Raw genomic sequence first — 24,292 nt, forward strand, 5'->3', positions numbered from 1 at the left:
CGCTAATCCGCGATGAACCATAAAAAAGGGTCGCATAATGCGACCCTTTGGGATTGTTAACTTCGATTATATTAGAAGCTACGGCTGTACTGCAGACCCATTAGGATTGCATCAGCATGTGTAGTGCCAGTAATTGATGAAACTGTTACTGGACCTAGCTCAGTTGTTTCTTTCACATCAACATCGTCACCCATTAGGTAAGTGAAGCCAAAGTCGATGTTTGATTTATCATCTAAGTGATACGTGAAGCCTGCAGAGAACCATTGACGGTCTGAATCAGGAACTGAAATAGAAGTTAGTTCGTCTTGTGCGCTTGTGTCATACATGTAACCAGCACGTAGAGTCCAATCGCGGCTCATGTAATATGTACCACCAATAGCGTAGTGCATGCCATTCTGCCATTCATACTCATTTAGTACGCCAGCATCTTTAGCTTCTAGCTTGTCGAAAGAGCTCCAACCTATCCATTGAACAGAGTAGTGTACAGCAAACTTGGTGTTTTCAATGCGGTGGTAACCAGAGAACTCTAGTAGGTCTGGCAACGGCATTAACAAGGTATCGTTCTTATATTCGGTACCTGTATAGCTAATATCGCCTTTCGCTTCAAGTTCAGGAGAGTAGTGATAAGCTAAACCGAAACGGTTGTTTTCATCTAGCTCAAATACAGTACCCACGTTAAAGCCTAGTGCCCAACCATCAGCATCAACATTTAGAGCATCGCCCTGCATACCAAGAGGGTTTGGTCGTTGAAGTTCGCCTTTACCGTAGATTAAATCTAGACCAGCACCAAAGCTCCATTGGTCATTTAGGCGGTAAGAGCCAGCTAGACCAAAGTTAACGCTTTGTACATCTGTCAAGCCACCATACTCGTTACCAGCATAATCTGAAGAGAACTCAGTTTTAGTGCCAAAGTTAGAATAAGCGTTGATACCCCATGCAAACTTGTCATTAACAGGAACAATAAGGTGGATGTTTGGAGCGATAGAAGTATCACCTGCATCATCGTAGTTTGCATTTGAAGACAGAGGAGAAGAAACTCCGCCTGGATTGTAGCTAGCATCTTTAACTTCAATCATTGAAGTTATGCTTTCAAAACCAAGTGACAGTTCAACACTATCAAATAGTGCCATTGCTGCAGGGTTACGTGCCATTACTGACGCGTTATCTGCGATTACGGCGTCACCAGCGAAAGCGCGGCCGATGCCAGTTGCTGATTGTGCGTTAATTTGAAAACCTGCTGCCATCGCTTGCGAAGACGCCAGTGTAATTGTTACTGCTAAAAGAGACTTTTTAAACAGACGCGTGTTGTTGGTAGTCATTCATTTATTCCTTTATATATCCGCCTCTACAGGGCGATTAATTTGAGCAATTGCTCAATGGTGGCTGATCCTATTCGCAAGTATACGATATACAAATCCGACCATTGGGAATTTTGAGTGGAAAATTATGGAAATGACGCCTATCTGGCACGAAAATGGTGTGAAATGCTGTTTTTTAGAGTTTTAACTCTAGAGGTATTGGTGGTGTGAATGGTTTTGTGGTTTATTTATAAATAAAGCCCAGCAATATCAGTAATATAATTGCTGGGCCTTTTGTGACGGGGCTTTAAGAGCGAATCAGCTCATTGGTTTGATCATTTTTGTCAGCTTTTCGGCGATTTTGGAAACATCCTCACCATTTTCACCCACAAGGATTAAGCTGCTGCCATCTACGGGTGTTACCGAGCCGGACATGCCTTTTTCATCAAAATCGATAGGTTTGTCTGTTGGAATACCGGTTAAAAACAGTGTTACTTTGCCTTTTGCGCCTTGGAAGACCATATGTACTGCGTTGGATTTACCAAAGCCACAGTGGTTTAGGTAATAAACATGGTAAGGGAAAGCGTCATCAAACTGAAAAGCAAATGGGTTCATTTTTGCGTTGATCTGCTGCGATGTAACCTGTTCATCGATGCTACTAACAAAGCTCTTCTCATCAACAACATGCTTCATCGCTGTATCAACTAAACTAGCTTGCGCAGGTGAAACGAATGCATTTCCCCAATTCACTTGGCCAACTAATAAACCTGCAACGAATGCTACTGAGGCGGCCATTGCCATTGCTCGTCTCGCAAACGTTGGCCTTACTACTTTGCTTTCTTCGCTTGAGGTCTGATTGAACAGAATACGATCAGCAAGATCGTCTGGCACATCCACATTCATCGCAGAGTGGATCTGTTTATCAAGCGCTAGTACATCGTCTAAGAAGTTACTATTGGCTTCGCTATTCGCGGTCGCATCAACAATATCTTGTGTACGTTGTTTAGGTTCCGACAATACACGACGACGAAATTCCAAATCATCCATTATGTTGCCCCCTCTCTGCCTCTTCTGTATCCAACAGCTCTTTCAACTGATTTCGAGCTCTGAATAAACGTGTCATCACCGTGTTTTTGTTGAGATCGAGAATATCGGCAATCTCATCACCACTAAAACCACCAATCACTTGCAAGAAGAGAGGTTCACGGTAATCAATTTCAAGTTTCATGATCTGGGCTTGCAACCACTGATGCTGATGGTGCGGGTCATCACTGACACTAGCATCGTTACCGTGATCGTCGATATCAACCAGATCAAACTGTTTGCGTTCAAAACGTCGAGCGTTCTCGCGTCTCAAGATGGTAATCAGCCAAGATTTGGCGGCTTTTTCATCTTGAAGGCTATCGAGTGACTTCCATGCACGAAGGCAAGTTTCTTGAACTAAGTCTTCGGCAATGCTTTTGTCTTTGCATAACCAATAGGCGTAGCGAAAGAGGTCACGATGATAGGCGCGCACAAGTGCTTCGTATTTTCTTTGTTTGTCCATATCAGAGTTGACCGGACGCTTGGCTGTTTTCTTTCCAAACATTTTTATTATTGACACACGAGCCTCCATAATTGCTCTGCGTATAGCTGTCCTCTATACGTTGTGCTTCGTTTTTATATTTTTAGAGCTAACGATCGGCAGGAAATCGTAAAATCACATTAAAATTGATCTACTTCAAAATCTAAGGCCTCGAACCCGTTATAGTACACCTTGTCGTCTAGTTAGTCATTCGTGGCTAGCATGTTGAGCAAGACGACACTTCCTTTTGAAGGCTGACTTTACTTTCTCCTAATCAGGAAACTGATTATTTCAATTGGCGCTAAGTTAATTGCTTTATATACATTCCGACCACACAGCTTTGTGTGGTTTTTTTTTTGCCTCAAGAAAACCATTCCCTACACAGCGATAACAGTCTTTGCTTACAATAGTTTAGTCTCTTACGACAACCTTTCCCCCAAAAAGGTTCGCCTGAATGCGCAGTTATATTTTCAAACAGTGAGATACTCGTATCACGTTTATTTAAACGCTCGTTTGATTTAATTAACAACTTCTTTACAATGCTTCAGGTCAGACCTCTTAACTTTAAGGAGAAACAATGGGCAAACAGGAAGTCAAAACGCGTTCTGGAGAACGTGTTGCCGTTGTCGCTGGATTACGAACCCCATTCGCTCGTCAGAGCACAGAATTTAGCCAAGTGCCTGCGGTTGACCTAGGCAAAATGGTTGTGAGCGAAATGCTTGCAAGAACGGATGTCGATCCTGCGCTTATCGAACAAGTTGTGTTCGGCCAAGTAGTGCAAATGCCAGAAGCGCCGAACATTGCGCGTGAAATCGTGTTGGGCACAGGCATGAACATCAATACCGATGCCTACAGTGTCACACGAGCATGTGCGACCAGCTTCCAAGCGGCAGTTAACGTGACCGAAAGCATTATGGCTGGCACGATTGATATCGGTATTGCGGGCGGTGCGGACTCTTCTTCTGTATTGCCTATCGGTGTTTCGAAAAAGTTAGCGGCAAATCTATTAGCGCTGAGTAAAACGAAAACTATGGGTCAAAAGCTGAAGATTCTTAAAACACTTTCCGTAAAAGATTTGATGCCAGTACCACCTGCAGTTGCTGAATACTCGACCGGTTTATCCATGGGACAAACGGCTGAGCAAATGGCTAAGACGCATGGTATTACTCGCGAAGCTCAAGATGCACTTGCTCACCGTTCTCACTCTTTGGCTTCTCAGGCATGGAAAGAAGGCAAGATTAAAGACGAAGTGATGACGGCATTCCCGGCACCTTACAAAAAGTATCTAGCGGAAGACAACAACATTCGCCACGACTCAACGGTTGAAGGATACGCCAAGCTACGTCCTGCTTTTGATAGAAAGTACGGCAGTGTAACGGCAGCCAATGCTACGCCACTGACTGATGGCGGTGCAGCAGTGATGTTGATGCGCGAAGGTAAAGCGAAAGAACTAGGCTTAGAAGTGCTTGGTTATATTCGTGGTTATGCGTTCTCAGCGATTGGTGTTGAAACAGATATGTTGATGGGCCCGACTTACGCGACCTCACAAGTATTAAAGAACACCGGTTTAGAGTTGTCAGACCTTACACTGATCGAGATGCATGAAGCATTCGCTGCCCAAGTTTTGGCTAACGTTAAAATGTTCGCGAGCGATGAGTTTGCACAGAAGAATCTTGGCCGCGACAAAGCGATCGGTGAGATTGATATGGAGAAGTTCAATGTGCTGGGTAGCTCGATTGCTTACGGACATCCGTTTGCAGCGACTGGCGCGCGCATGATGACTCAAACATTACGTGAACTGAAACGTCGCGGTGGCGGCTTGGCATTGAACACAGCTTGTGCGGCTGGTGGTTTAGGTGCAGCAATGATCTTGGAGGTAGAATAATGTCTACGACTCTTGATGCAACAACAGAAAAAGAAACAGTCGCTCAACCAGATTCAACCTCTGCGACTGAATCAACCAAAAAGAAAGCGACAGCATTTACTCTCAATATCGATGAGCAAGATATTGCTTGGTTAGCGATTGATGTACCAAACGAGAAAATGAACACGCTGCAAGTGGCTTTTGCTGAAGAAATGAAAGCCATCTTCGAGCAACTCAAAGAAAAGCAAAGCCGAGTTAAGGGCCTAATCGTTCATTCTCTTAAGCCAGATAACTTTATCGCTGGTGCTGATGTAAGAATGCTTGATGCGTGTAAAACGGCTGACGAAGCACAGTCTCTGGCTCGCCAAGGGCAGGAGATGTTCCAAACGCTTTCTGAACTACCGTACCCAGTAGTCGCAGCGATTCACGGCCCATGTTTAGGTGGTGGTTTAGAGCTTGCACTGGCGTGTGATTACCGTGTATGTACCGATTCAAATAAGACTCGCGTTGGTCTGCCAGAAGTACAGTTAGGTCTGTTACCAGGCTCTGGCGGTACACAGCGTCTACCTCGCCTTATTGGTTTGCTGCCATCTCTTGACCTAATCCTTACGGGTAAGCAACTGCGCGCTAAGAAAGCGAAATCGCTCGGTGTTGTCGATGCTTGTGTGCCTGAAACTATCCTGCTTGAAGTCGCTAAAAGCTTTGTTGAAAAGAATACGGGCAGTAAAAAAGGTAAGCGCCTTGCGTCGAAAAGCCAAGCGTCGACCAAAGAAAAGCTGATTTCACGTAACGGCCTTGGTCGTAAAGTGATTTTTGAACAAGCTTCTAAGAAGACCAATCAGAAAACACGCGGCAATTACCCAGCAGCGGATGCGATTTTAGACGTGATTCGTTATGGCCTTGAGAACGGCTTTGATAAAGGTCTTCAGTATGAAGCGAAGCGTTTCTCAGAACTGGTTATGACTTCAGAGTCTAAAGCCCTTCGTTCGATTTTCTTTGCAACCACGGAAATGAAAAAAGAACACGGCGCAGACGCAGAACCCAAAGCGGTTAAGCGTGTTGGTGTGCTAGGCGGTGGTCTTATGGGCGCAGGCATCAGCCATGTCAGTGTTGCTAAGGCGAAAGTGCCTGTACGCATTAAAGACGTATCAAATGAAGGTGTACTGAACGCGCTTAACTACAACTTCAAGTTGTTCGATAAGCAGCGTAAGCGTCGCATTCTGAGCCGAGCGGGCCTTGAAAGTAAAATGCTTCAACTGTCTGGTGGTATCGACTTTACGAGCTTTAATCACACCGATGTGGTGATTGAAGCGGTATTTGAAGACCTCGACCTTAAGCAGTCAATGGTTGCGGACATCGAAGCCAATGCCAAGCCAGAGACTATTTTCGCGACGAATACGTCTTCATTGCCGATCCATAAGATTGCGGAGAAGGCGCAGCGACCAGAAAACGTGGTCGGTCTTCACTACTTCAGCCCAGCCGAAAAAATGCCGCTAGTAGAAGTTATCCCTCATGAAACTACGTCAGAAGAGACGATTTCTACGGTTGTTGCATTAGCGAAGAAGCAAGGTAAAACGCCGATTGTTGTGAAAGACACGGCTGGTTTTTATGTGAACCGTATTCTTGCTCCGTACATGAACGAAGCAGCGCATTTACTGCTAGCGAACGAGCCGATTGAAAAGCTCGACAGCACGTTATTGGACTTCGGTTTCCCGGTTGGTCCTATCACTTTATTAGATGAGGTGGGTGTTGATATCGGTGCGAAGATCATTCCGATTTTAGTGAATGAGCTTGGCGATCGTTTCCAAGGTCCTGATGTGTTCGATATTCTTTTGAATGACAATCGTAAAGGCCGCAAGAGTGGTAAAGGTTTCTACACTTACAAAGGCAAGAAGAAGGAAGTGGATAAGTCAGTTTACAAGCTGCTTAAGCTGCAACCAGATCCTAAGTTGAGCGATAACGATATCGCGATGCGCTGTGTGTTACCTATGCTAAACGAAGCGGTTCGTTGTCTAGACGACGGCATTATCCGCAGCCCTCGTGATGGTGATATCGGTGCGATTTTCGGTATCGGTTTCCCGCCATTCCTAGGTGGTCCGTTCCGTTATATGGATCAAATCGGCATTAAGTCACTGGTTGAGATGATGAACGATTTCGCTAAGAAGTACGGTGATCGTTTCGCGCCATGTGATGGCCTACTGACACGTGCTGGATTGGGTGAGTCTTTCTACAAGTAACTCTCTAACTCATTGATTAAGAATCCCGTATCAAGCAATTGATGCGGGCTTTTCTGTTTTATGAACGAGTGTGAAAGGAATGAGATTCCCGACTCAGTCGTTCCTCCTTCTCGGGAATGATGATTGAGAGATAAAAAGTAAGTTATTGCGTTGATTAGAAAGGTGGTCAAACACACGTCAATCAAAACTACCGTCATCTCCTAAAGCGACGAAGGAGCGTAATAGGAGATCTGCTTTTGGGCTGCATCCAATAAAAAAGGTTGATGCTTTCACATCAACCTTATGATTTTCATTCCAGCTTTATCAGCCTAGCTCAGTATCTTTCGGGCGTAACTGAAACTCATCAATAGAGCCAATTTCAACACCTGCTGACAGCTTCTCTTCCTCATTATGAGCATTACCGTGAGCATGCATAATCAGGCGATTTGCCGTGCGTGGTTTTAGCTGGCTAACCACAAAACGCATCATGTCTGAGCGAGTTAACCCCTTAAGGTCTTCCAATACGCGCTCTCTCTGGTTGAACTCAACATCCTTATTGCCTATCGCAACCCATAAGCGCTGAGCTCGCCCTCGCAAAGTCGTATCTGGTGCCGAAATCTGATTCCAGAGACCGCGCTTACTGCTGTGCCATTGATAGTCGTTAAGCTCCAACAGCACCATGTAAAAGGCATTGAGGAACTCATCTATTGAAGCTAACAAGTCAGCAGGGGCGGCATTCGGTGATTGCACATACAACACAATACCAGGGTGTCGGTTGAGCGGCATATTGCCAGTACCGACCATGTAACCTAGCTGCTGCTTGGTTCGTATCTCATGGAAGAAAGTGGCCGACATCAAATGGTTTGCCAATGAATACAGCGCGATATTTTTAGGTAAAATATCAGGGCATTGGTAATAAACCACAATTGCTGAATCATCTTGGTTACACACCACTTCACGTTGGAAGCTGCCGTTTTCACCGAGCATGATGAGCGGACGCAGTGATTCTTCGTAAGCCTGATCTTGAACACGCAGTGCATCTTTTAGCGTTTCAGCCATCTTGTGTGCATCGGCTTTTTTCCAGTCGCCATACACAAACATCTCAACATGAAGTTCCGCCAAGATTGCTTGAACAAAAGAGGAGAGCTCATCGACCTCTATCGTTTCTAGGGCTTCAATTAACACGGAATAAGGCGGGTTATTTGGTTGAAGTATCCCAGTCATTGCATTAAACAACTGCGAAATAGGGCGATCTTGCGACGCGTTGTTCCAGTTTCTGAGCAATTGATGCTTGATGGTTTCGAAGCGTGTTGGACTAAAGTCGCGTGCTTGGAAACGTTCAAGAATCATATTGAGCAGTTGTGGCTGTTTCTCGCTAAACCCGGACAGAGTGAGCGTTACACCGCCCTGATGGGTGTACATGTTGTAGCCCATTCCGGCGATTTCAGCCTGATACGTATCTTTTTCGAGTGAGTCTAAGAACATCTCTACGCACAAGCGTGTTTTAACGATATTTCTTGGGCTAGCAACTGAGTGCGGGCTATCGATAGCGACATACACCACACCTTTAGGAACTCGAAATTGATGGTCTTGCAGGTGCCACAGCTTAAAGCCGTCGAGCTCTTCTAACAGTTGTGGGAACTTAGCGTCACCTTCCAGTTCAGTCGGGTCTAGATCGTAGCAAATAAACGGGTTTTTGCTTGGGAGTTCAAACTGCCAACCGGGGTTAATGCACGTAAAGCATTGAACTTGTTCAGCGCTAAAAGGTGTGACCGAGTAGGGAGTAAAGTACCACTTCGCTTCCCTGTCATACTCGAATCCCTGAGCAACAATGGTCGCTCGCATGTTGTCTACGGTTAAGTAAGGCAGCAAAGAACGCTGTAATTCGTCATCGAAATGCGACATTTTGTAATCGCCATACACCACATCTTGCTCTTGGTAGTGCTGCATGTTGATGACGAGGTGGCTGACGACATCAAGCGGTCTTGCTGGCTCTTGAAAGCGGAAAGCAGACTCTAAAACGGCGCGTTTTTCTAGGTAGCGCCACTCTTCTATGCCTTGTTGTTCGACTAACTTGATGTACTGAAATATCGCTTGGATGATGTTATCGGTTTTGGTTAAACCTTCTATGGTCAATGAGCAACTGACTGTGAAATCACGGTAGTTACTGCCACTCGCGCCACCACCTGCAGAGAGAGATGTTATCCAGCCTTTCTCTTTGAGTTGCATCATCAAACTGCCTTCACCTTCGTAACCTAAAAGGTGGGCAAAGAACGACAAAGGCTTAACGCCGTAGTGTTCGCCCATGCTTGGCATCGGGAAGGTTAAGATCAGTTTGCGCACTTCTTTAATCGGCTCAACGCGGACTTGTACACCCGTACTTAACTCGCCGACAATCGGAACTTCAACCTTTTTGCCTTGTAGGTTGTGATTGGTGATTGAGCTAAAGCGATCCTCAACCCAGCTTTGCATCTCATCTAACGACTGATTGCCAGACAGTGTCAGTGTCATCAAGTCAGCAGAGTATTGTTGCTGGTGGAAAGCCAAGATCTCTTGTCGAATCGTCTCGCCGTTTCTGTCACCCAACGTATCGATATTACCGACAGAAAACTTCGAGAATGGGTGATTGTGATTCACCAGTTCTTTGGTAACTTGGTACAAGCGTCGTGAGTCGTCGTTGAGTTTCATCTTGTATTCGGAGTCAACGGCTTGGCGTTCTTTGTCTAACGCTTCTTCGTTGAAAAGGGGAGCGGTAAAAAATTGGCTGAAGCGATCGAGTGCGGTTTCAAAGGCATTCAATTCAACATCAAAAAAGAAGCAGGTGTGCTCTGTTCCTGTCCAAGCGTTGTTGCTACCGCCATGCTGGCTGATAAAACTTTGGAACTCTCCGACCTTTGGATACTTTTCAGTTCCCAAAAATAGCATATGCTCTAAGTAGTGAGCTAAACCCTCTCGGTCTGTAGGGTCATCAAAATGCCCCACATTGACGGCTAATGCGGCTGCTGCTTTTTGAGCATTTTGATCCTGAACTAACAGTACACGTAACCCGTTATTTAAGGTTATGTAGCGGTATTGATGTTCATCATTTGGGCTTAAGTGCACAGGAGCATCTCCAGAGAAGGTGGTTTTTAAATTATGTACCCGATGATTCGGCGTGCAAACCTTGTGATCATATTTTGGGATATGAAGTGCTTTTTGGCGATTTCTAAATCACTTTTATCGATTTTTATCAGTAATTTATTTTCTTTTAACAAGATTGTTAAGAAAGTCGAACTCTTTGGCAAGTGACTTGATATAATTATTTATATTGACTGCGGTTTCTCTGGATTGAGAGCCAAACCTAAGTAGCGTTTCGCTGATATATGGGATATATCGACTTTCGACATGTTACGAAGACAGGATTGAACATGAAAATATTCATTATGCGCCACGGTGAAGCAGAACATTTTGCCAACTCGGATGCAGAAAGAGCGTTGACCAAGCGCGGGAAAATGGCTTCTCTTGCCGTGGCACAAGCTGCAAATGAGCAGGGGATTAGTCAATTCGATAAAGTGCTGGTGAGCCCATATTTAAGGGCACAAGAAACGTGGTTAGAGATCTCTCAGGCGTTTTCTGGAAAGAAAGTAGAAACCTGTGATGATATTACGCCTTATGGAATGTCCGACGATGTGTTTGATTTGACCTTAGCAATGGCTGAAGTAGAAAAACTAGAGACCATTTTATTTGTTTCTCATTTACCTCTAGTTGGCTACCTAACTGCAGAGTTTGCAACAGGCATGGCGCCGCCTATGTTTCCCACTTCGGGCCTAGCGTGTATCGACTTCAACCTTGAGACACAAAAAGGTGAGTTGCTTTGGAACATCAATCCATAAGCTCGTTGAGCTCTGTTTGATGACAAAGTTGCAGACAATTAGAAAGGGCATCTCAATATGATTGGGATGCCCTTTGTTGTTTTTTGGTGAGAGAGAGTTTGTTAACCAGAATTACTTCTCAGGAACCGAAAGCAAGACTAACAGCGCGCCATTGCCGCCAAACTCTAACGGTGCTTGGTGGAAAGCCATCACGTCTGGGTGCTGTGCTAACCACAAAGGCACCTTCTGTTTAAGGATGTGTTTACCGATACCGTGTTGAACACAGGCACACGCCACGCTCTCTTTCACGCAGTGCGCAATCATCGCGCCAAGCTCACGTTTGGCTTCTTGTTGAGTCATACCATGCATATCGAGATACACGTCAGGCACGTAGACACCACGACGGAGGCGCTTGACCTCATATTTAGAGACATCATCACGCGCATAACGCGTCGGACCGTCTTCGCTAAGATGCGGAATGAACTCATCCGAGAAATAAAACTCGCTATCACTGGCTTGTCTTGCCGTTCGAGTAATTTCTTTTTGCTTGGCATTTCTTTTTGGCTGCTGGACTATGGTATCCTGTTGCAACTTTTTAACGCCCTTTACTGCATCGTTGAACAGGGCGAAATCGTCATCGAAGTCGGTGTCTTTTTTGCTCATCAGGTTATGAATTCTAATTAGAAACGTAATTAGCAGTATTGTAGCGCTTTTCGGAGACAATTTTGGATAAGATTTTTGTAGAAGAAGCGGTATCAGAACTACACACGCTTCAAGATGTGATTCGTTGGACTGTTAGCCGCTTTAACGCAGCGGGCCTATTTTATGGTCACGGCACTGATAACGCGTGGGATGAGGCAGTACAACTTATCTTACCTACTCTTTATCTGCCGATTGATGTTCCTTCGCATGTGATGAACTCTCGTCTAACGAGCAGCGAACGTCTACGTATTGTTGAGCGCGTAATCAAGCGTATTAATGATCGTACACCAACGGCTTACCTAACCAACAAAGCTTGGTTCTGTGGTCTTGAGTTCTTCGTTGATGAGCGCGTTCTTGTGCCTCGTTCTCCAATTGGTGAGCTGATCGAAGCTCAATTCCAACCTTGGTTAACTGAAGAGCCAACTCGCATCATGGATATGTGTACGGGTAGTGGTTGTATCGCTATTGCTTGTGCTCACGCATTCCCGGACGCTGAAGTAGATGCGATTGATATCTCTACTGACGCATTGCAAGTTGCAGAGCAGAACGTTCAAGATCACGGCATGGAGCAGCAAGTGTTCCCAATCCGTTCAGATCTTTTCCGTGATTTGCCAAAAGAGAAATACAACCTGATCGTATCTAACCCACCTTACGTGGACGAAGAAGATATGAACAGCCTGCCAGATGAGTTTACTCACGAGCCAGAACTTGGCCTAGCAGCGGGTACAGACGGTCTGAAATTGGTTCGTCGCATCTTAGCTAATGCACCAGACTACCTAACTGACGACGGTATTCTTATCTGTGAAGTTGGTAACTCAATGGTTCATATGATGGATCAGTACCAAGAGATTCCATTCACTTGGATTGAATTCTCTAACGGTGGTCATGGCGTATTCATGATCACTCGTGAGCAGCTTGTTGCTTGCGCTGATGAGTTCTCTATCTACAAAGACTAGGTTTCAATTATTAGGTTAGTGCCCCTATCTTAGGGCTGTAAGCTTAGAACCTGACATCTAGTAAGACGTTCGATTTGAAACGTTTTTATTTAAACGCCATGCAGCAATGCATGGCGTTTTTTATTGCCTAGATTAAAGATGTTTGCATTTATATCGAAGACGTTAAGCGCAATATTTAGTTGATTAATATGAGGGCTTATTACATATTGGTGTTTAATATTTAGTCGTTTTAGTGAGTTAAGGAGGATTCACGATGAGCTTTGATACATGGATTTATTATTTATTAGCGGTGCTAATTTTAACGGCATCACCAGGCCCAAGTTCTTTATTGTGCATGACCAAAGGTGTGCAATCTGGCTTTAAATTATCGATATTTACTGCCTTGGGGAGCTTAACTGCGATTACTGGTATTTTAACTTTATCGTTTACCGGGCTAGGGGTAATTATTGCTTCGTCTGAAGTGGTATTTAATGTCATAAAATGGACTGGTGCAGCTTATCTGATCTTCCTCGGTTGGAAGTCTCTGCGCTCTAGCCAACAAGATTATGACAAGTTATCGGATCAACAAGGCGGTGCTCAATCTGTCAAAGAAAGCGCTGCGCAGCATTACTTAAGTGGCTTTATTGTTGGCGCGAGTAACCCCAAAGCTATCTTGTTTTTTACTGCACTTTTCCCACAGTTTATTGATCCCTCAATTGCGCTATTACCACAGTTTACCGTGTTTGCTTTTACCTTCGCAGTGATGGAATTGTCTTGGTTATTGGTGTATGCCTACTTGGGGGCGAAGTCGTCAAATTGGTTGTTTGCGAAAGGTCGGGCCAAGGTCTTTAATCGTGTCACTGGAGGTGTCTTTATTGGGGCTGGCGCACTGCTTTCGACGACCAGTCGAGCATAACTTTCTGTTTTATCAGAGAGGTGAATGGTTACAGAATATTCTTGATGCTGTCATAAAAGGTTAATATTAATGTGCTTGCTGCTTTTGGCGAAAAGCCGATATATTGTAGTTACACCATCACGTTCTCAAGGAGAGACATATGCAGCATCAAGAAATGATTCAACACAGTAACTTTGGCGTAATCAGTCGTACTTGGATTTTCTCTACCCTTTCTCTAGTGGGTATTCTTGCTCTAATGTAGTCAGCTTCATGGCTCTATAGTTTTAGTTTTTATTATGAAATCACTTGTTAAAAAGTCTTCAAAGTCAGAACTCTTTCTCTTATAAATGTGGCTTTTCTCATCAGGCTAGCCACTTAACTTTTTCTTAGTCATCTTCTTCTAGCAAGCATCCCCCAGTAATTTACTCCTAGTCACCACTTTCTTCTTGTGGAATGGTTTATCACCTTACCTCTATAAACAAGCGCCATCGCACTTCTGAAGTTGTTACGAAACTGTGATAATCTTAAGTTATCTTTTATCTACAGTGTATCTCTCATGTCTGTCTGGGATTCTATTTCATTTAACAATCGATTTACTGCATTACCTCGACTGTTCTATACCCCAATTCAACCTACACCGCTCAGCAATGTCCAATGGCTCGCATGGAATCATAAGCTTGCGGATGAACTCGGTTTTTTGTCATTTGATGATGCTTCCGAGGAATTGCTTGAAACGTTATCTGGCAATGTTGAACCTGAGCAGTTTTCGCCTGTAGCAATGAAATACGCAGGCCACCAGTTTGGTTCTTATAACCCGGATTTAGGTGATGGAAGAGGGCTGTTATTAGCTCAAATTGTCGCGAAAAGTGGCGAAACGTTCGATTTACACCTTAAAGGTGCCGGTAAAACGCCCTATTCACGTATGGGCGATGGACGCGCTGTTATTCGATCAACCGTTCGTGAGTACTTATGTAGCGAAGCGATGGCAGGGCTCAATATCCCAACCACTCGCGCGTTGGCTATGATGACCAGCGACACACCGGTATATCGAGAGAAGCAAGAGTGGGGCGCATTGTTGGTGCGTGCTGCCGAATCACACATCCGTTTCGGTCACTTTGAACATCTGTTTTATACCAATCAGTTGGCTGAGCATAAGTTGCTGGCCGATAAAGTCATTGAATGGCACTTCCCTGAGTGTCTCGATGAAGAGAAACCCTACGCTGCTATGTTTAATCAGATTGTTGACCGTACCGCGGAGATGATTGCGTTGTGGCAAGCGAATGGTTTTGCTCATGGCGTGATGAACACCGATAACATGTCGATCATCGGGCAAACTTTCGATTATGGTCCGTTCGCGTTTCTTGATGAATATGACCCAAGATTGATCTGTAATCACTCGGATTACCAAGGTCGTTATGCTTTTAACCAGCAGCCAAGAATAGGGCTTTGGAACCTGTCGGCACTGGCTCACTCACTTTCTCCGCTGGTGGATAAGGCCGACTTAGAGGCGGCTTTAGAGCAGTACGAACCGCAAATGAACGGTTACTTTAGTCAGATGATGCGTCGTAAGTTGGGGCTACTTTCGAAACAAGAAGGCGACAGTCGTTTGTTTGAATCTATGTTCGAGCTGATGTCGCAAAACAAAGTCGACTACCCAAGGTTCTTTAGAACGCTATCGAACCTAGACACCTTGTCGCCACAAGAAGTGATTGATCTGATAATTGATCGAGAGGCAGCAAAACTGTGGGTAGATAACTACTTACAACGCTGCGAATTGGAAGATAGCTCAGTGGTCGAGCGCTGCGAAAATATGAGACAGGTAAACCCGAAATACATCCTCAGAAACTACCTAGCTCAGCTAGCGATAGACAAAGCAGAGCGCGGTGATAGCAGCGATATTGACGCTTTGATGGTGGTACTGGCAGACCCTTATGCGGAACACCCGGATTATGAATACCTTGCGGCTCTACCTCCTGAGTGGAGCAAAGCCATGGAGATCAGCTGCTCGTCATAATCAACCAATAGCGGATTAAGCCGTTAAGATTCAGATAGAGGTCACTAAGTTGTGATCTTTATCTGTTTGTTCTTCTAACTTTACAAACATGTCAATAATCAAACAATCGGCCAGCCTATACACTATGTGAATAAGTTGTAAATTTAATAGGTTTGGGCGATGCCAACAAATACTCGAATTCTCGTGGTGGATGATGATCAAGAAATCCGCGAACTGCTGGAAGAGTACCTCACAAAATCTGGTTTCGATGTTTCTTCTGTGGGAGATGGTGTTGAACTAGAAGCTCATTTGCAAAAGCAAGGTTATCCAGATCTGATTCTGCTTGATGTGATGCTACCCGGTGATGATGGTTTTACCTTGTGCCAACGAGTCCGCAAACGATCCAATGTGCCAATCATCATGCTAACGGCGGTATCGGATGAAACTGACCAGATTATCGGTTTAGAAATTGGTGCCGATGACTACATCGCCAAACCGTTTAGCCCTCGTCAGTTAATGGCTCGTATTAAAGCGTTATTACGACGTGTTCAAGTGGTGGATGACAAGACAAGTGATGCATTGCCAAAACAGATTGTTTTTGGTGATTGGACGCTTGATACGTTAGCGCATCGAATCTCTCACAATGAAAACTCAGAAGAGATGGACTTGTCGGGCAGCGACTTTTCATTGTTAATGTTGTTTTTAACTCGTCCAAACGAAGTTCTAGATCGTGACACCATATCTTTTGCTACTAGAGGTCGTGAAGCGCTGCCTTTTGAACGTGGCATTGATGTACAGCTTAGTCGCCTGAGAAGTCGATTGGGCGATAGCGGAAAATATCCTCACTACATCAAAACCATGCGCGGTAACGGCTATATTCTCGCTGTGCCTGTTCAGTATGAACACTAAGCATGACTTACTGTTAATGAACTAATGCTAATAGAGTCATTTCCAATGAAGTATTCCGGATAAAGTATCTCGCATGAAGTGGTTGAGTAGATTAAAACCAAACTCCTTGGTCGCAAGAACATTGTTGCTGACCTTGTTAGCCGTTGTGATTGCTCAAGGTATCGCTACATCTATTTGGTATAGCGAATCCAAACACAAAGAACTGGAGGGGATTCGCTCTGCCTCGTCGAGCATGGCAAACATGTTTGCCTCAACGGTGACTTTCTTCCAATCTTTGCCCGTCAAGTATCGTCATATCGTATTAGATCAGATCCGCAATATGGGCGGTACGCGCTTCTTCGTTTCTTTCAATAAAGAGGCTTTGATTGTTGAGCCTATCCCTGACACCCGCTTAAAAACCGCATCGATAGAAGCGATAGAAAGTGTTTTAAGTAGCAAGCTCAATAAAGTCGAATCGGTAAGGGTCGACTTTTCGCGACCTGAGCATCTTCGTTTGCTTAAAAATGATATCTATTTAAGCGACCTCCCGCGATCGTGGGCACATCATACTCTAACGTTAGAACCTCTCAATCCTCCTATTCTGGTTGTCCAAATAGAATTAAAGAGCCATGAATGGGTCTATATTGCGGCGTTGTTGCCTGCGCCTTATGTAAAGCTCGACGATACAATTCTCGGTCGGGAACAGGTGATTTTCTTAGTATCTTCAACGCTCATTCTGCTTGTACTTACCTATTTTATGATTCGTCGCCAAGTGCGCCCTCTCAAAAAGTTAGCAAGAGCGGCTAATGAAATGAGTATGGATATTCAGCAGCCTCCGCTTAACGAAGAAGGGGCAACAGAACTGGTCACCGCGACCCGAGCTTTTAATCGCATGCAGCAACGGATTCGTCGCTATGTTGCCGACCGTGAACATCTTTTCTCTGCTATTTCTCATGACTTAAAGACACCTATCACCCGACTCAGGTTACGGGCAGAATTGTTGGAAAGTGAAGTAAAGAAAGACAAATTCAATAAAGATCTTGATGAGCTTGAGATGATGGTTAAAGGTGCTCTTCAGGCTGTGAGAGACACAGACCTTCATGAAAACAATGCCATTATCGATCTCAACGAGATGATGCTCTCTGTAATTGAACTGCACAACCAACATCAAACCTTAGTTGAGTTTGAGCCGTCCGTGGTTGAACCGTTAGTCGCCAAACCATTAGCCATAAAACGTGTGCTGACCAACCTCATAGATAATGCGGTGAAATATGGGAAATCAGCTGAGGTAGATATCGGTAGTGATTCTGTATGGGTGGTTGTGACGATTCAAGATCACGGTAAGGGTATCCCTGAAGACAAGTTAGAGTTGGTTTTCGAACCCTACTTTAGGCTCGCAACCGATGACCAAGGACACGGACTTGGCCTCGGGATCTGTCGAAACATTCTGCATGGACACGGCGGAGATCTCATTATTCGCAACTCCTCTCATGGTGGCCTAGAAGCCAAAGTCTATATACCAAGAGGCTTAGAAGTATAATGTAACAATTGTGTTACATAAGTCTTACCTTTTGTTTCAATCCTAAAAATCAAAATAAGTAGACTCTTTATTGAACCGGACATCGAGTCCGCTAAACATGGAAGATTATAATGAAAATCAATAAAACCCTACTTACTCTATCTCTTCTTGCTGCCTCAACATTTTCTCAAGCTGGTGAAGTGGAAGTGCTTCACTGGTGGACTGCCGGTGGCGAAGCGAAATCCGCTGCGGTACTGAAAGAGATGATTGAAGAACAAGGCCATACTTGGAAAGACTTTGCAGTGGCTGGTGGCGGCGGTGAAAGTGCGATGACCGTTTTAAAAACGCGAGCAGTATCAGGCAACCCACCATCTGCAGCGCAGATCAAAGGTCATGATATTCAGGAGTGGGGTGGTTTAGGTTTTCTAACGTCTCTCGATGCAACAGCGAAACAAGAACAGTGGGATGAACTACTACCAGAAGTAGTGACTAAAGTGATGAAGTGGGATGGTGAATATGTCGCGGTTCCTGTTAACGTTCACCGTGTTAACTGGCTTTGGGCTAACCCTGTTGTTTTAGAAAAGTCAGACGTTACGGTTCCAACTACGTTAGATGAGTTCTTTGTTGCTGCAGACAAGATTAAAGCGGCTGGCTTCATTCCACTGGCTCATGGTGGCCAGCCTTGGCAAGACGCGACGGTATTCGAAGCAGTAGCACTTGATGTATTAGGCAGTGAAGATTACAACAAAGCGTTCGTTGATCTTGATATGGATGTGTTATCTGGCGACAAGATGGTGGAAGTCTTCACCAAGTTCAAAAAGATGCGTGACTACATCGACAGCAACTCTCCCGGTCGTGATTGGAACGTAGCAACGTCAATGGTTATCAATGGCGAAGCCGCGATGCAGATCATGGGTGACTGGGCGAAAGGTGAATTTACTGCGGCAGGTAAAGTGCCGGGTAAAGATTACATCTGTGCACCAGCTCCAGGTACTGACGGCCAATTTACCTTCAATATCGATAGCTTTGCGTTCTTTGAGTTAAGTGACAAAGAGAACCAAAAAGCGCAGCAAGACCTAGCGAAAACCATTCTTACCAAAGATTTCCAAGAAGTCTTTAACCTTAACAAAGGTTCTATCCCTGTACGTCTAGATATGGATATGTCTAAGTTTGACCAATGTGCGTTGGACTCAATGGCAACCTTCAAAGCAAGTGCTGAATCGGGCGATCTTGTTCCGAGTATGGCTCACGGCCTAGCGACAACAAGCTACGCTCAAGGCGCTATCTATGACGTAGTGACCAATTTCTTCAATGAGAAAGATGCCGATCCGAAACAAGCGGCAGCTAAGTTAGCAAAAGCAGTGAAAGCGGCTATCTAATCAAACTTGATAAGTGACACACAACGCACGTGAGTGTCGGGTTGTGTTGCTTTATCGAACCCCCAGGGTGGGTAGGCTCGTAGGGAGCCTATCTGCTCTTCACTCCCCATTCTAATATGCGTGATGCTGATGTGGTGCCGAAAGGTAAGCCATTGGCTCGATTGTGCAACAAGGATAAGTTATGGAGCATGTTTTGACTGAGTCGACTCCAAAACCCACAAGGAGCCAGCCGGCACCGAAACCGAGTTTTGCTGACAGGTTGCAACATTGGTTACCTAAAATTGTGCTGGCGCCAACTGCGTTAGTGACCGTGGTGTGTATCTACGGTTATATATTTTGGACGGCAGCTTTGTCGTTCACCAACTCTCGATTTCTGCCGAGCTTTAACTTCGTTGGTTTAACCCAATATGAAAAGCTGATGGATAACGATCGCTGGATCACCTCAATCACCAACCTCGGTGTGTTTGGTTTTCTATTCATGGCGATTGCTATCTTGTTAGGTGTTGGTTTGGCTGTGTTGCTTGACCAAAATATCCGCCAAGAAGGCGCGATTCGTACTATCTATCTCTACCCAATGGCGTTGTCATTCATTGTGACGGGTACGGCGTGGAAATGGATTCTTAACCCGGGTCTTGGCATTGAAAAGCTGATGCAAGACTGGGGCTTTACTGACTTCAAATTCGATTGGCTCGTCAATTCTGAAATGTCCGTTTACACCTTGGTTATCGCAGCACTTTGGCAGTCTTCTGGATTCGTGATGGCGATGTTCTTAGCAGGTCTGCGTGGCATCGATTCTTCAATCATCAAAGCGGCTCAAATCGATGGGGCAAGCTTACCCACTATCTATCTCAAAATCATTTTACCTTGCTTGCGCCCTGTGGTTTTCAGTGCGGTGATCATCACCTCACACATTGCAATTAAGAGCTTTGACCTTGTGACGGCAATGACGGCGGGTGGCCCGGGTTATTCATCGGATCTTCCAGCGCTATTTATGTACGCCCACTCCTTTACTCGCGGACAAATTGGCCTTGGTGCTGCCAGTGCCATGATGATGCTTGCTGGTATCTTAGCGATTCTCGTGCCTTATCTTTACTCTGAACTTAGGGAGAAAAAGTCATGATGAATAACATCAATTTTGCTCGAATCTTTATTTATTCAGCACTGCTTTTCTTCTGCTTGGTGTATCTAATGCCATTGTTTGTCATGGCGCTGACCTCATTCAAAACTCTGCCAGACATCAAGGCAGGTAACTTGATGAGCTTACCGAAAGAGTGGGTGTTTGATGCTTGGTATAAAGCGTGGGACACCGCCTGTACGGGCGTGAAATGTGAAGGCATCAAAGGCTACTTCTGGAACTCGTTCCAAATGGTGATTCCTGCGGTTGCGATTTCAACATTGCTCGGTGCATTCAATGGTTATGTAGTGACGAAATGGCAATTCCGAGGCTCGAATCTGTTCTTCAGCTTACTGTTGTTTGGTTGCTTCATTCCGTTCCAAGTGGTGCTACTACCAATGGCAACCATGCTCGGCAAGATGGGGCTAGCGAACACAACCATCGGCTTGGTGATTGTGCACGTTATCTACGGCATGGCGTTTACAACTCTGTTTTTCCGTAACTTCTACATCTCGATTCCGGATGAATTGATCAAAGCAGCAAAACTGGATGGTGCAGGCTTCTTTACCATTTTCTTCAAGATCTTATTACCGATCTCTACGCCTATCATCATGGTGACGGTGATCTGGCAGTTCACCGCAATCTGGAACGATTTCTTGTTCGGGGTGGTGTATTCCGGCTCAGAGACTCAGCCAATCACCGTAGCATTAAATAACTTAGTCAACACCAGCACGGGCGTTAAAGAATACAACGTTGATATGGCTGCCGCGATCATCGCCGCGCTGCCAACGCTGTTGGTGTATGTCTTCGCAGGAAAATATTTTGTTCGTGGCCTAACGGCAGGATCAGTAAAAGGATAATTACCCATGGCAACATTAGATTTAAAACAGATCCGTAAAACCTATCGCAACGCGGACAACGAAACGTTAAAGGGCATCGACATCAGTATCGATTCGGGGGAGTTCTTGATACTTGTCGGCCCTTCGGGGTGTGGAAAATCCACCCTAATGAACACCATTGCTGGGCTAGAAAATATTAGCTCGGGTGAAATCGTGATTGATGGTGTTGACGTGGCCCAGGTTGAACCTAAAGACCGCGACATCGCGATGGTATTCCAGTCGTACGCACTTTACCCAAACATGACGGTACGCGGCAACATCGCCTTCGGCTTGAAGATCCGCAAGATGCCACAAGACGAAATCGACGCAGAAGTGAATCGCGTCGCTGAAATGCTACAAATCGAACAACTGCTTGATCGTAAACCATCGCAGCTATCTGGTGGTCAGCGTCAACGTGTCGCTATGGGGCGCGCTTTGGCGCGTCGTCCTAAGCTGTATCTGTTCGATGAGCCGCTTTCTAACTTGGATGCCAAGCTACGTGTCGAGATGCGACACCAGATCAAACGTCTGCACCAAAAGCTGAACACCACCATTGTCTACGTGACCCATGACCAAATCGAGGCGATGACCTTGGCTGACCGTATTGCGGTGATGAAAGATGGTGAACTGCAGCAACTCGGTACGCCGCAAGAGATCTACACCAAGCCAAATAACATGTTCGTGGCGGGCTTTATGGGTTCACCATCTATGAACTTCATTAAGACCATGGTGGATTTGGATGATGAGCAGAATCCGATCATCAAAGTAACGGGTACAGCTGAGCAAGAGCACCACATTCGTTTGCCACAAAGTATGCGTGACCAAGACGGCAAAGAGTTGGTGATTGGGCTGCGTCCAGAACACATTACTGAACAGGAAGGCGATGATGTTTCTGCCTCCACAAAGCTAGACTTACAGCTGGAGGTATTGGAACCGACAGGGCCAGATACTATCGCAATGGTTAAAGTGAACGATCAAGAAGTCGCGTGTCGTTTGTCGCCAGAGTTTGAAGTATCGGTTGGTCAAATGGCACCGCTGCATTTCGACTTATCAAAGGCGGTATTCTTCGATGCTCAGACGGAAGCGAGAATCGACTTCTAACTTCTAGTTGCTGAGTTAGTTTAACAATCAAAGTTCATGTCAAAACCAAAGGTAGTATCACCAACGAGTAATAAGTAAGGTGATGCTGCCTTTTTTGTTGTTTTAGCCGCTTTTTATTCCTCACAAAAACAGAGGGATAACCAAGTTAAATGCTTTAACAGCAATAATATCGCGATTTAGTATCTCTTAGCTCTATAAAGCTGACGTAGAACAGCGTAGGATCGACTCAACTTTAGACCAAATACTAGTTTGCACTTTGGTGCATAAACAGAAGAATACATGAAACTAACAGCAAAACCCTCAGCTAGTAACGCTTTACTTATTTCTATTACGACACCGGACTTCAAAGGTGACGAAGCAAAAGAGTCTCTTGCCGAACTTGCTCGCTTAGTAACAACCCTAGGGTTTAAAGTCGTCGGTACACAATCGCAGCACCACAGTTCAGCTCAACGACAAAACGTGTTGGGTGCTGGTAAGCTTGCGGAAATTGCTCATCTAACCGGTTACCAAGGTTCGATTGAAGAAGCAGAGGATGAAGACTTCCTTGATGAATCAGGTCTATTTGATTCAGAAATCGACGAGCTAGATTTTGATGATCTTCCAACGGGCAATTTCCAATACGGCGCCGCTGATGTTGTGGTCTTTGACTGTGATTTAAGCCCATCTCAACTGCGTACTGTTGAGGCTAGTTTGGGTGTGGAAGTATTTGACCGTACTGGCATCATCATCGAAATCTTCAGCCGTCACGCTCGTACTCGTACTGCTCGCCTGCAAGTTGATATCGCTCGTCTAAACTACTTAGTGCCTCGACTTCGTGAAACGGCTGAGGGTGATAAAGAGCGTCAAATGGGTCAGGGCGCTGGTGAAACTTCACTAGAGCTAGACCGTCGTAACGTACGTGACCAAATTGCTGCGCTTAAGCGTGAGCTAGTAAGCGTACAAGATGAAATGAAGACCCGACGCACAAGACGCGCGGAGCTTTTCACTGTTGCTTTAGTTGGCTACACCAATGCCGGTAAGTCTTCGATGATGCGTGCAATGACCGCAACCGAAGTGGTGGGTGAAGATAAACTGTTCGCAACGCTAGACACCACGGTTCGTGCGCTTCAACCAATCACTCAACCGCGTATTCTGGTTTCAGATACAGTGGGTTTCATCAAGAAATTGCCACACGATCTGGTTGCTTCGTTCCACTCAACACTAGCAGAAGCGCATGATGCTTCATTGCTGCTTTATGTCGTTGATGCTTCTGACGTTTCATTCCGAGCTCAGCTTGATGTGGTACACGACGTATTAGCACAAGTGGGCGTTGAAGGTAGCGAAAAACTATTAGTGCTGAATAAGTGCGATAGACTGAGTGAAGAAGATCAGTTAGCGCTGATTGAAGAATTCCCAGACGCGATGCTAACGTCGACTCGTGATCCGTTAGATATAACGAAACTGCACAAGTACATCGTTGGTGTTGCTGAAGAAGGCATGATCGAAGAAGAGATCACGATTCCTTATTCTGGACAAGGCATCATCGGTGAGATTCGCTCAAACATGAGTGTGGTTAAAGAAGAATACGACTACGAGTGTATTAAGTTGACCGTTCGCTCTAGTGAAATTGACTTAGCTCGACTGAAAAAGCGTATGCAGAAATCTTGATCGTCTATCTAGTTTAGATAAGAACGCCTAAAGAAAAAGCGACCTAAGTGGTCGCTTTTTTCGATCTTTGGGCGCTGAAAGAGTCGTACATCAAAGCGACGGGCAAGGGGCTAGCCACATCGTTGCGAAGCTTCTCGTTCGATTTCTCTAATTTGACCAAGCGAACATTTTTGACCAAGCAAGCATTGGAACTCAGTTCGTCAGGCTTTCAATCAGGCTTGTATAACGAAATCAGGCTACATAGCGGGATTGGGTTGAATTTGGATTCTGCTCAACAAGACGATAGTTCTACAGATTGGCAGTGTTGCTTAGGGCGGCTGGATGAACAGTATCGCTTTGCGGTGACGCTTGGCGGAAATTTGCTACCCATGCATATAGAGATGAGAACCTTTTCGTCGTCTCATCTCTTTACGTCTATGTAGATAAAATAAGGTTCATCGCGGCTTTC

18 protein-coding genes and 1 pseudogene are annotated in these 24,292 nt (G+C 45.1%); 14 read left to right on the plus strand and 5 right to left on the minus strand.

What is annotated here, in order from left to right; all coding sequences use genetic code 11:
* Positions 1-71 precede the first annotated feature (71 nt).
* From AB4167_RS21700 to AB4167_RS21710, 3 genes are all read right to left on the minus strand, one after another.
* On the minus strand, positions 72-1,319 hold the full coding sequence (locus AB4167_RS21700; RefSeq protein ID WP_102453150.1) for an outer membrane protein transport protein: 1,248 nt from the start codon (positions 1,317-1,319) through the stop codon (positions 72-74).
* A 297-nt stretch (positions 1,320-1,616) separates the two neighbouring features.
* Positions 1,617-2,345 carry a DUF3379 domain-containing protein gene (locus AB4167_RS21705; protein ID WP_017060647.1) on the minus strand — a complete coding sequence of 243 codons (729 nt, stop codon included), beginning with the start codon at positions 2,343-2,345 and terminating at the stop codon, positions 1,617-1,619.
* Positions 2,338-2,886, minus strand: a complete 549-nt coding sequence (locus AB4167_RS21710) for a sigma-70 family RNA polymerase sigma factor (protein WP_017060646.1) — start codon at positions 2,884-2,886, stop codon at positions 2,338-2,340. Before AB4167_RS21710 ends, AB4167_RS21705 begins: the two co-directional genes overlap by 8 nt.
* Positions 2,887-3,439: 553 nt before the next feature.
* On the opposite strand from AB4167_RS21710, the gene fadI reads away from it, so the two are divergent.
* Entirely contained in the window at positions 3,440-4,747 is a 1,308-nt protein-coding gene (gene fadI / locus AB4167_RS21715; protein WP_017060645.1) for an acetyl-CoA C-acyltransferase FadI, read from the plus strand.
* Positions 4,747-6,963 carry a fatty acid oxidation complex subunit alpha FadJ gene (gene fadJ, locus AB4167_RS21720; protein WP_372137009.1) on the plus strand — a complete coding sequence of 739 codons (2,217 nt, stop codon included), beginning with the start codon at positions 4,747-4,749 and terminating at the stop codon, positions 6,961-6,963. The genes fadI and fadJ overlap by 1 nt, the downstream gene beginning before the upstream one ends.
* Positions 6,964-7,266: 303 nt before the next feature.
* Here the strand turns inward: fadJ and AB4167_RS21725 are convergent, their stop codons facing one another.
* Positions 7,267-10,044, minus strand: a complete 2,778-nt coding sequence (locus AB4167_RS21725; protein ID WP_372137010.1) for an insulinase family protein — start codon at positions 10,042-10,044, stop codon at positions 7,267-7,269.
* 305 nt (positions 10,045-10,349) lie between these two features.
* Here AB4167_RS21725 and sixA point away from each other — a divergent pair, with 305 nt between their 5' ends.
* Positions 10,350-10,814: a phosphohistidine phosphatase SixA gene (gene sixA, locus AB4167_RS21730; RefSeq protein ID WP_017064097.1), complete on the plus strand. Its 465-nt coding sequence runs from the start codon at positions 10,350-10,352 to the stop codon at positions 10,812-10,814.
* A gap of 111 nt (positions 10,815-10,925) precedes the next feature.
* Here the strand turns inward: sixA and smrB are convergent, their stop codons facing one another.
* Complete coding sequence (gene smrB / locus AB4167_RS21735; RefSeq protein WP_017064096.1) at positions 10,926-11,456, minus strand: endonuclease SmrB; 531 nt, start codon at positions 11,454-11,456, stop codon at positions 10,926-10,928.
* A gap of 62 nt (positions 11,457-11,518) precedes the next feature.
* Here smrB and prmB point away from each other — a divergent pair, with 62 nt between their 5' ends.
* From prmB to AB4167_RS21790, 11 genes and pseudogenes are all read left to right on the plus strand, one after another.
* Positions 11,519-12,451 (plus strand): 50S ribosomal protein L3 N(5)-glutamine methyltransferase, encoded by a 933-nt coding sequence (gene prmB / locus AB4167_RS21740; protein WP_372137011.1) that lies wholly within the window; start codon positions 11,519-11,521, stop codon positions 12,449-12,451.
* Between the two features lie 253 nt (positions 12,452-12,704).
* Positions 12,705-13,346 (plus strand): LysE family translocator, encoded by a 642-nt coding sequence (locus AB4167_RS21745; protein WP_017060639.1) that lies wholly within the window; start codon positions 12,705-12,707, stop codon positions 13,344-13,346.
* 535 nt (positions 13,347-13,881) lie between these two features.
* Positions 13,882-15,339 (plus strand): protein adenylyltransferase SelO, encoded by a 1,458-nt coding sequence (locus AB4167_RS21750; RefSeq protein WP_136982087.1) that lies wholly within the window; start codon positions 13,882-13,884, stop codon positions 15,337-15,339.
* A gap of 159 nt (positions 15,340-15,498) precedes the next feature.
* Positions 15,499-16,227 carry a response regulator gene (locus AB4167_RS21755; protein WP_136982088.1) on the plus strand — a complete coding sequence of 243 codons (729 nt, stop codon included), beginning with the start codon at positions 15,499-15,501 and terminating at the stop codon, positions 16,225-16,227.
* Positions 16,228-16,300: 73 nt separating this feature from the next.
* Complete coding sequence (locus tag AB4167_RS21760; protein WP_046209530.1) at positions 16,301-17,746, plus strand: ATP-binding protein; 1,446 nt, start codon at positions 16,301-16,303, stop codon at positions 17,744-17,746.
* Positions 17,747-17,856: 110 nt separating this feature from the next.
* Positions 17,857-19,104: an ABC transporter substrate-binding protein gene (locus tag AB4167_RS21765; RefSeq protein ID WP_136982089.1), complete on the plus strand. Its 1,248-nt coding sequence runs from the start codon at positions 17,857-17,859 to the stop codon at positions 19,102-19,104.
* A 181-nt stretch (positions 19,105-19,285) separates the two neighbouring features.
* Positions 19,286-20,224: a carbohydrate ABC transporter permease gene (locus AB4167_RS21770; protein WP_010439457.1), complete on the plus strand. Its 939-nt coding sequence runs from the start codon at positions 19,286-19,288 to the stop codon at positions 20,222-20,224.
* Positions 20,221-21,078, plus strand: a complete 858-nt coding sequence (locus AB4167_RS21775) for a carbohydrate ABC transporter permease (RefSeq protein ID WP_009848502.1) — start codon at positions 20,221-20,223, stop codon at positions 21,076-21,078. Before AB4167_RS21770 ends, AB4167_RS21775 begins: the two co-directional genes overlap by 4 nt.
* Positions 21,079-21,084: 6 nt before the next feature.
* The gene (locus tag AB4167_RS21780; RefSeq protein WP_136982090.1) at positions 21,085-22,197 is read left to right on the plus strand and encodes an ABC transporter ATP-binding protein; all 1,113 of its coding nucleotides are present in this window, start codon (positions 21,085-21,087) and stop codon (positions 22,195-22,197) included.
* Positions 22,198-22,476: 279 nt separating this feature from the next.
* On the plus strand, positions 22,477-23,844 hold the full coding sequence (gene hflX / locus AB4167_RS21785; RefSeq protein WP_136982091.1) for a GTPase HflX: 1,368 nt from the start codon (positions 22,477-22,479) through the stop codon (positions 23,842-23,844).
* A gap of 56 nt (positions 23,845-23,900) precedes the next feature.
* A pseudogene (locus AB4167_RS21790) lies at positions 23,901-24,266 on the plus strand (4'-phosphopantetheinyl transferase superfamily protein); the annotation flags it as partial.
* Positions 24,267-24,292 lie beyond the last annotated feature (26 nt).

The organism is Vibrio sp. 10N.286.49.E11 (genome assembly GCF_041469505.1).
Lineage (GTDB): Bacteria > Pseudomonadota > Gammaproteobacteria > Enterobacterales > Vibrionaceae > Vibrio > Vibrio crassostreae_C.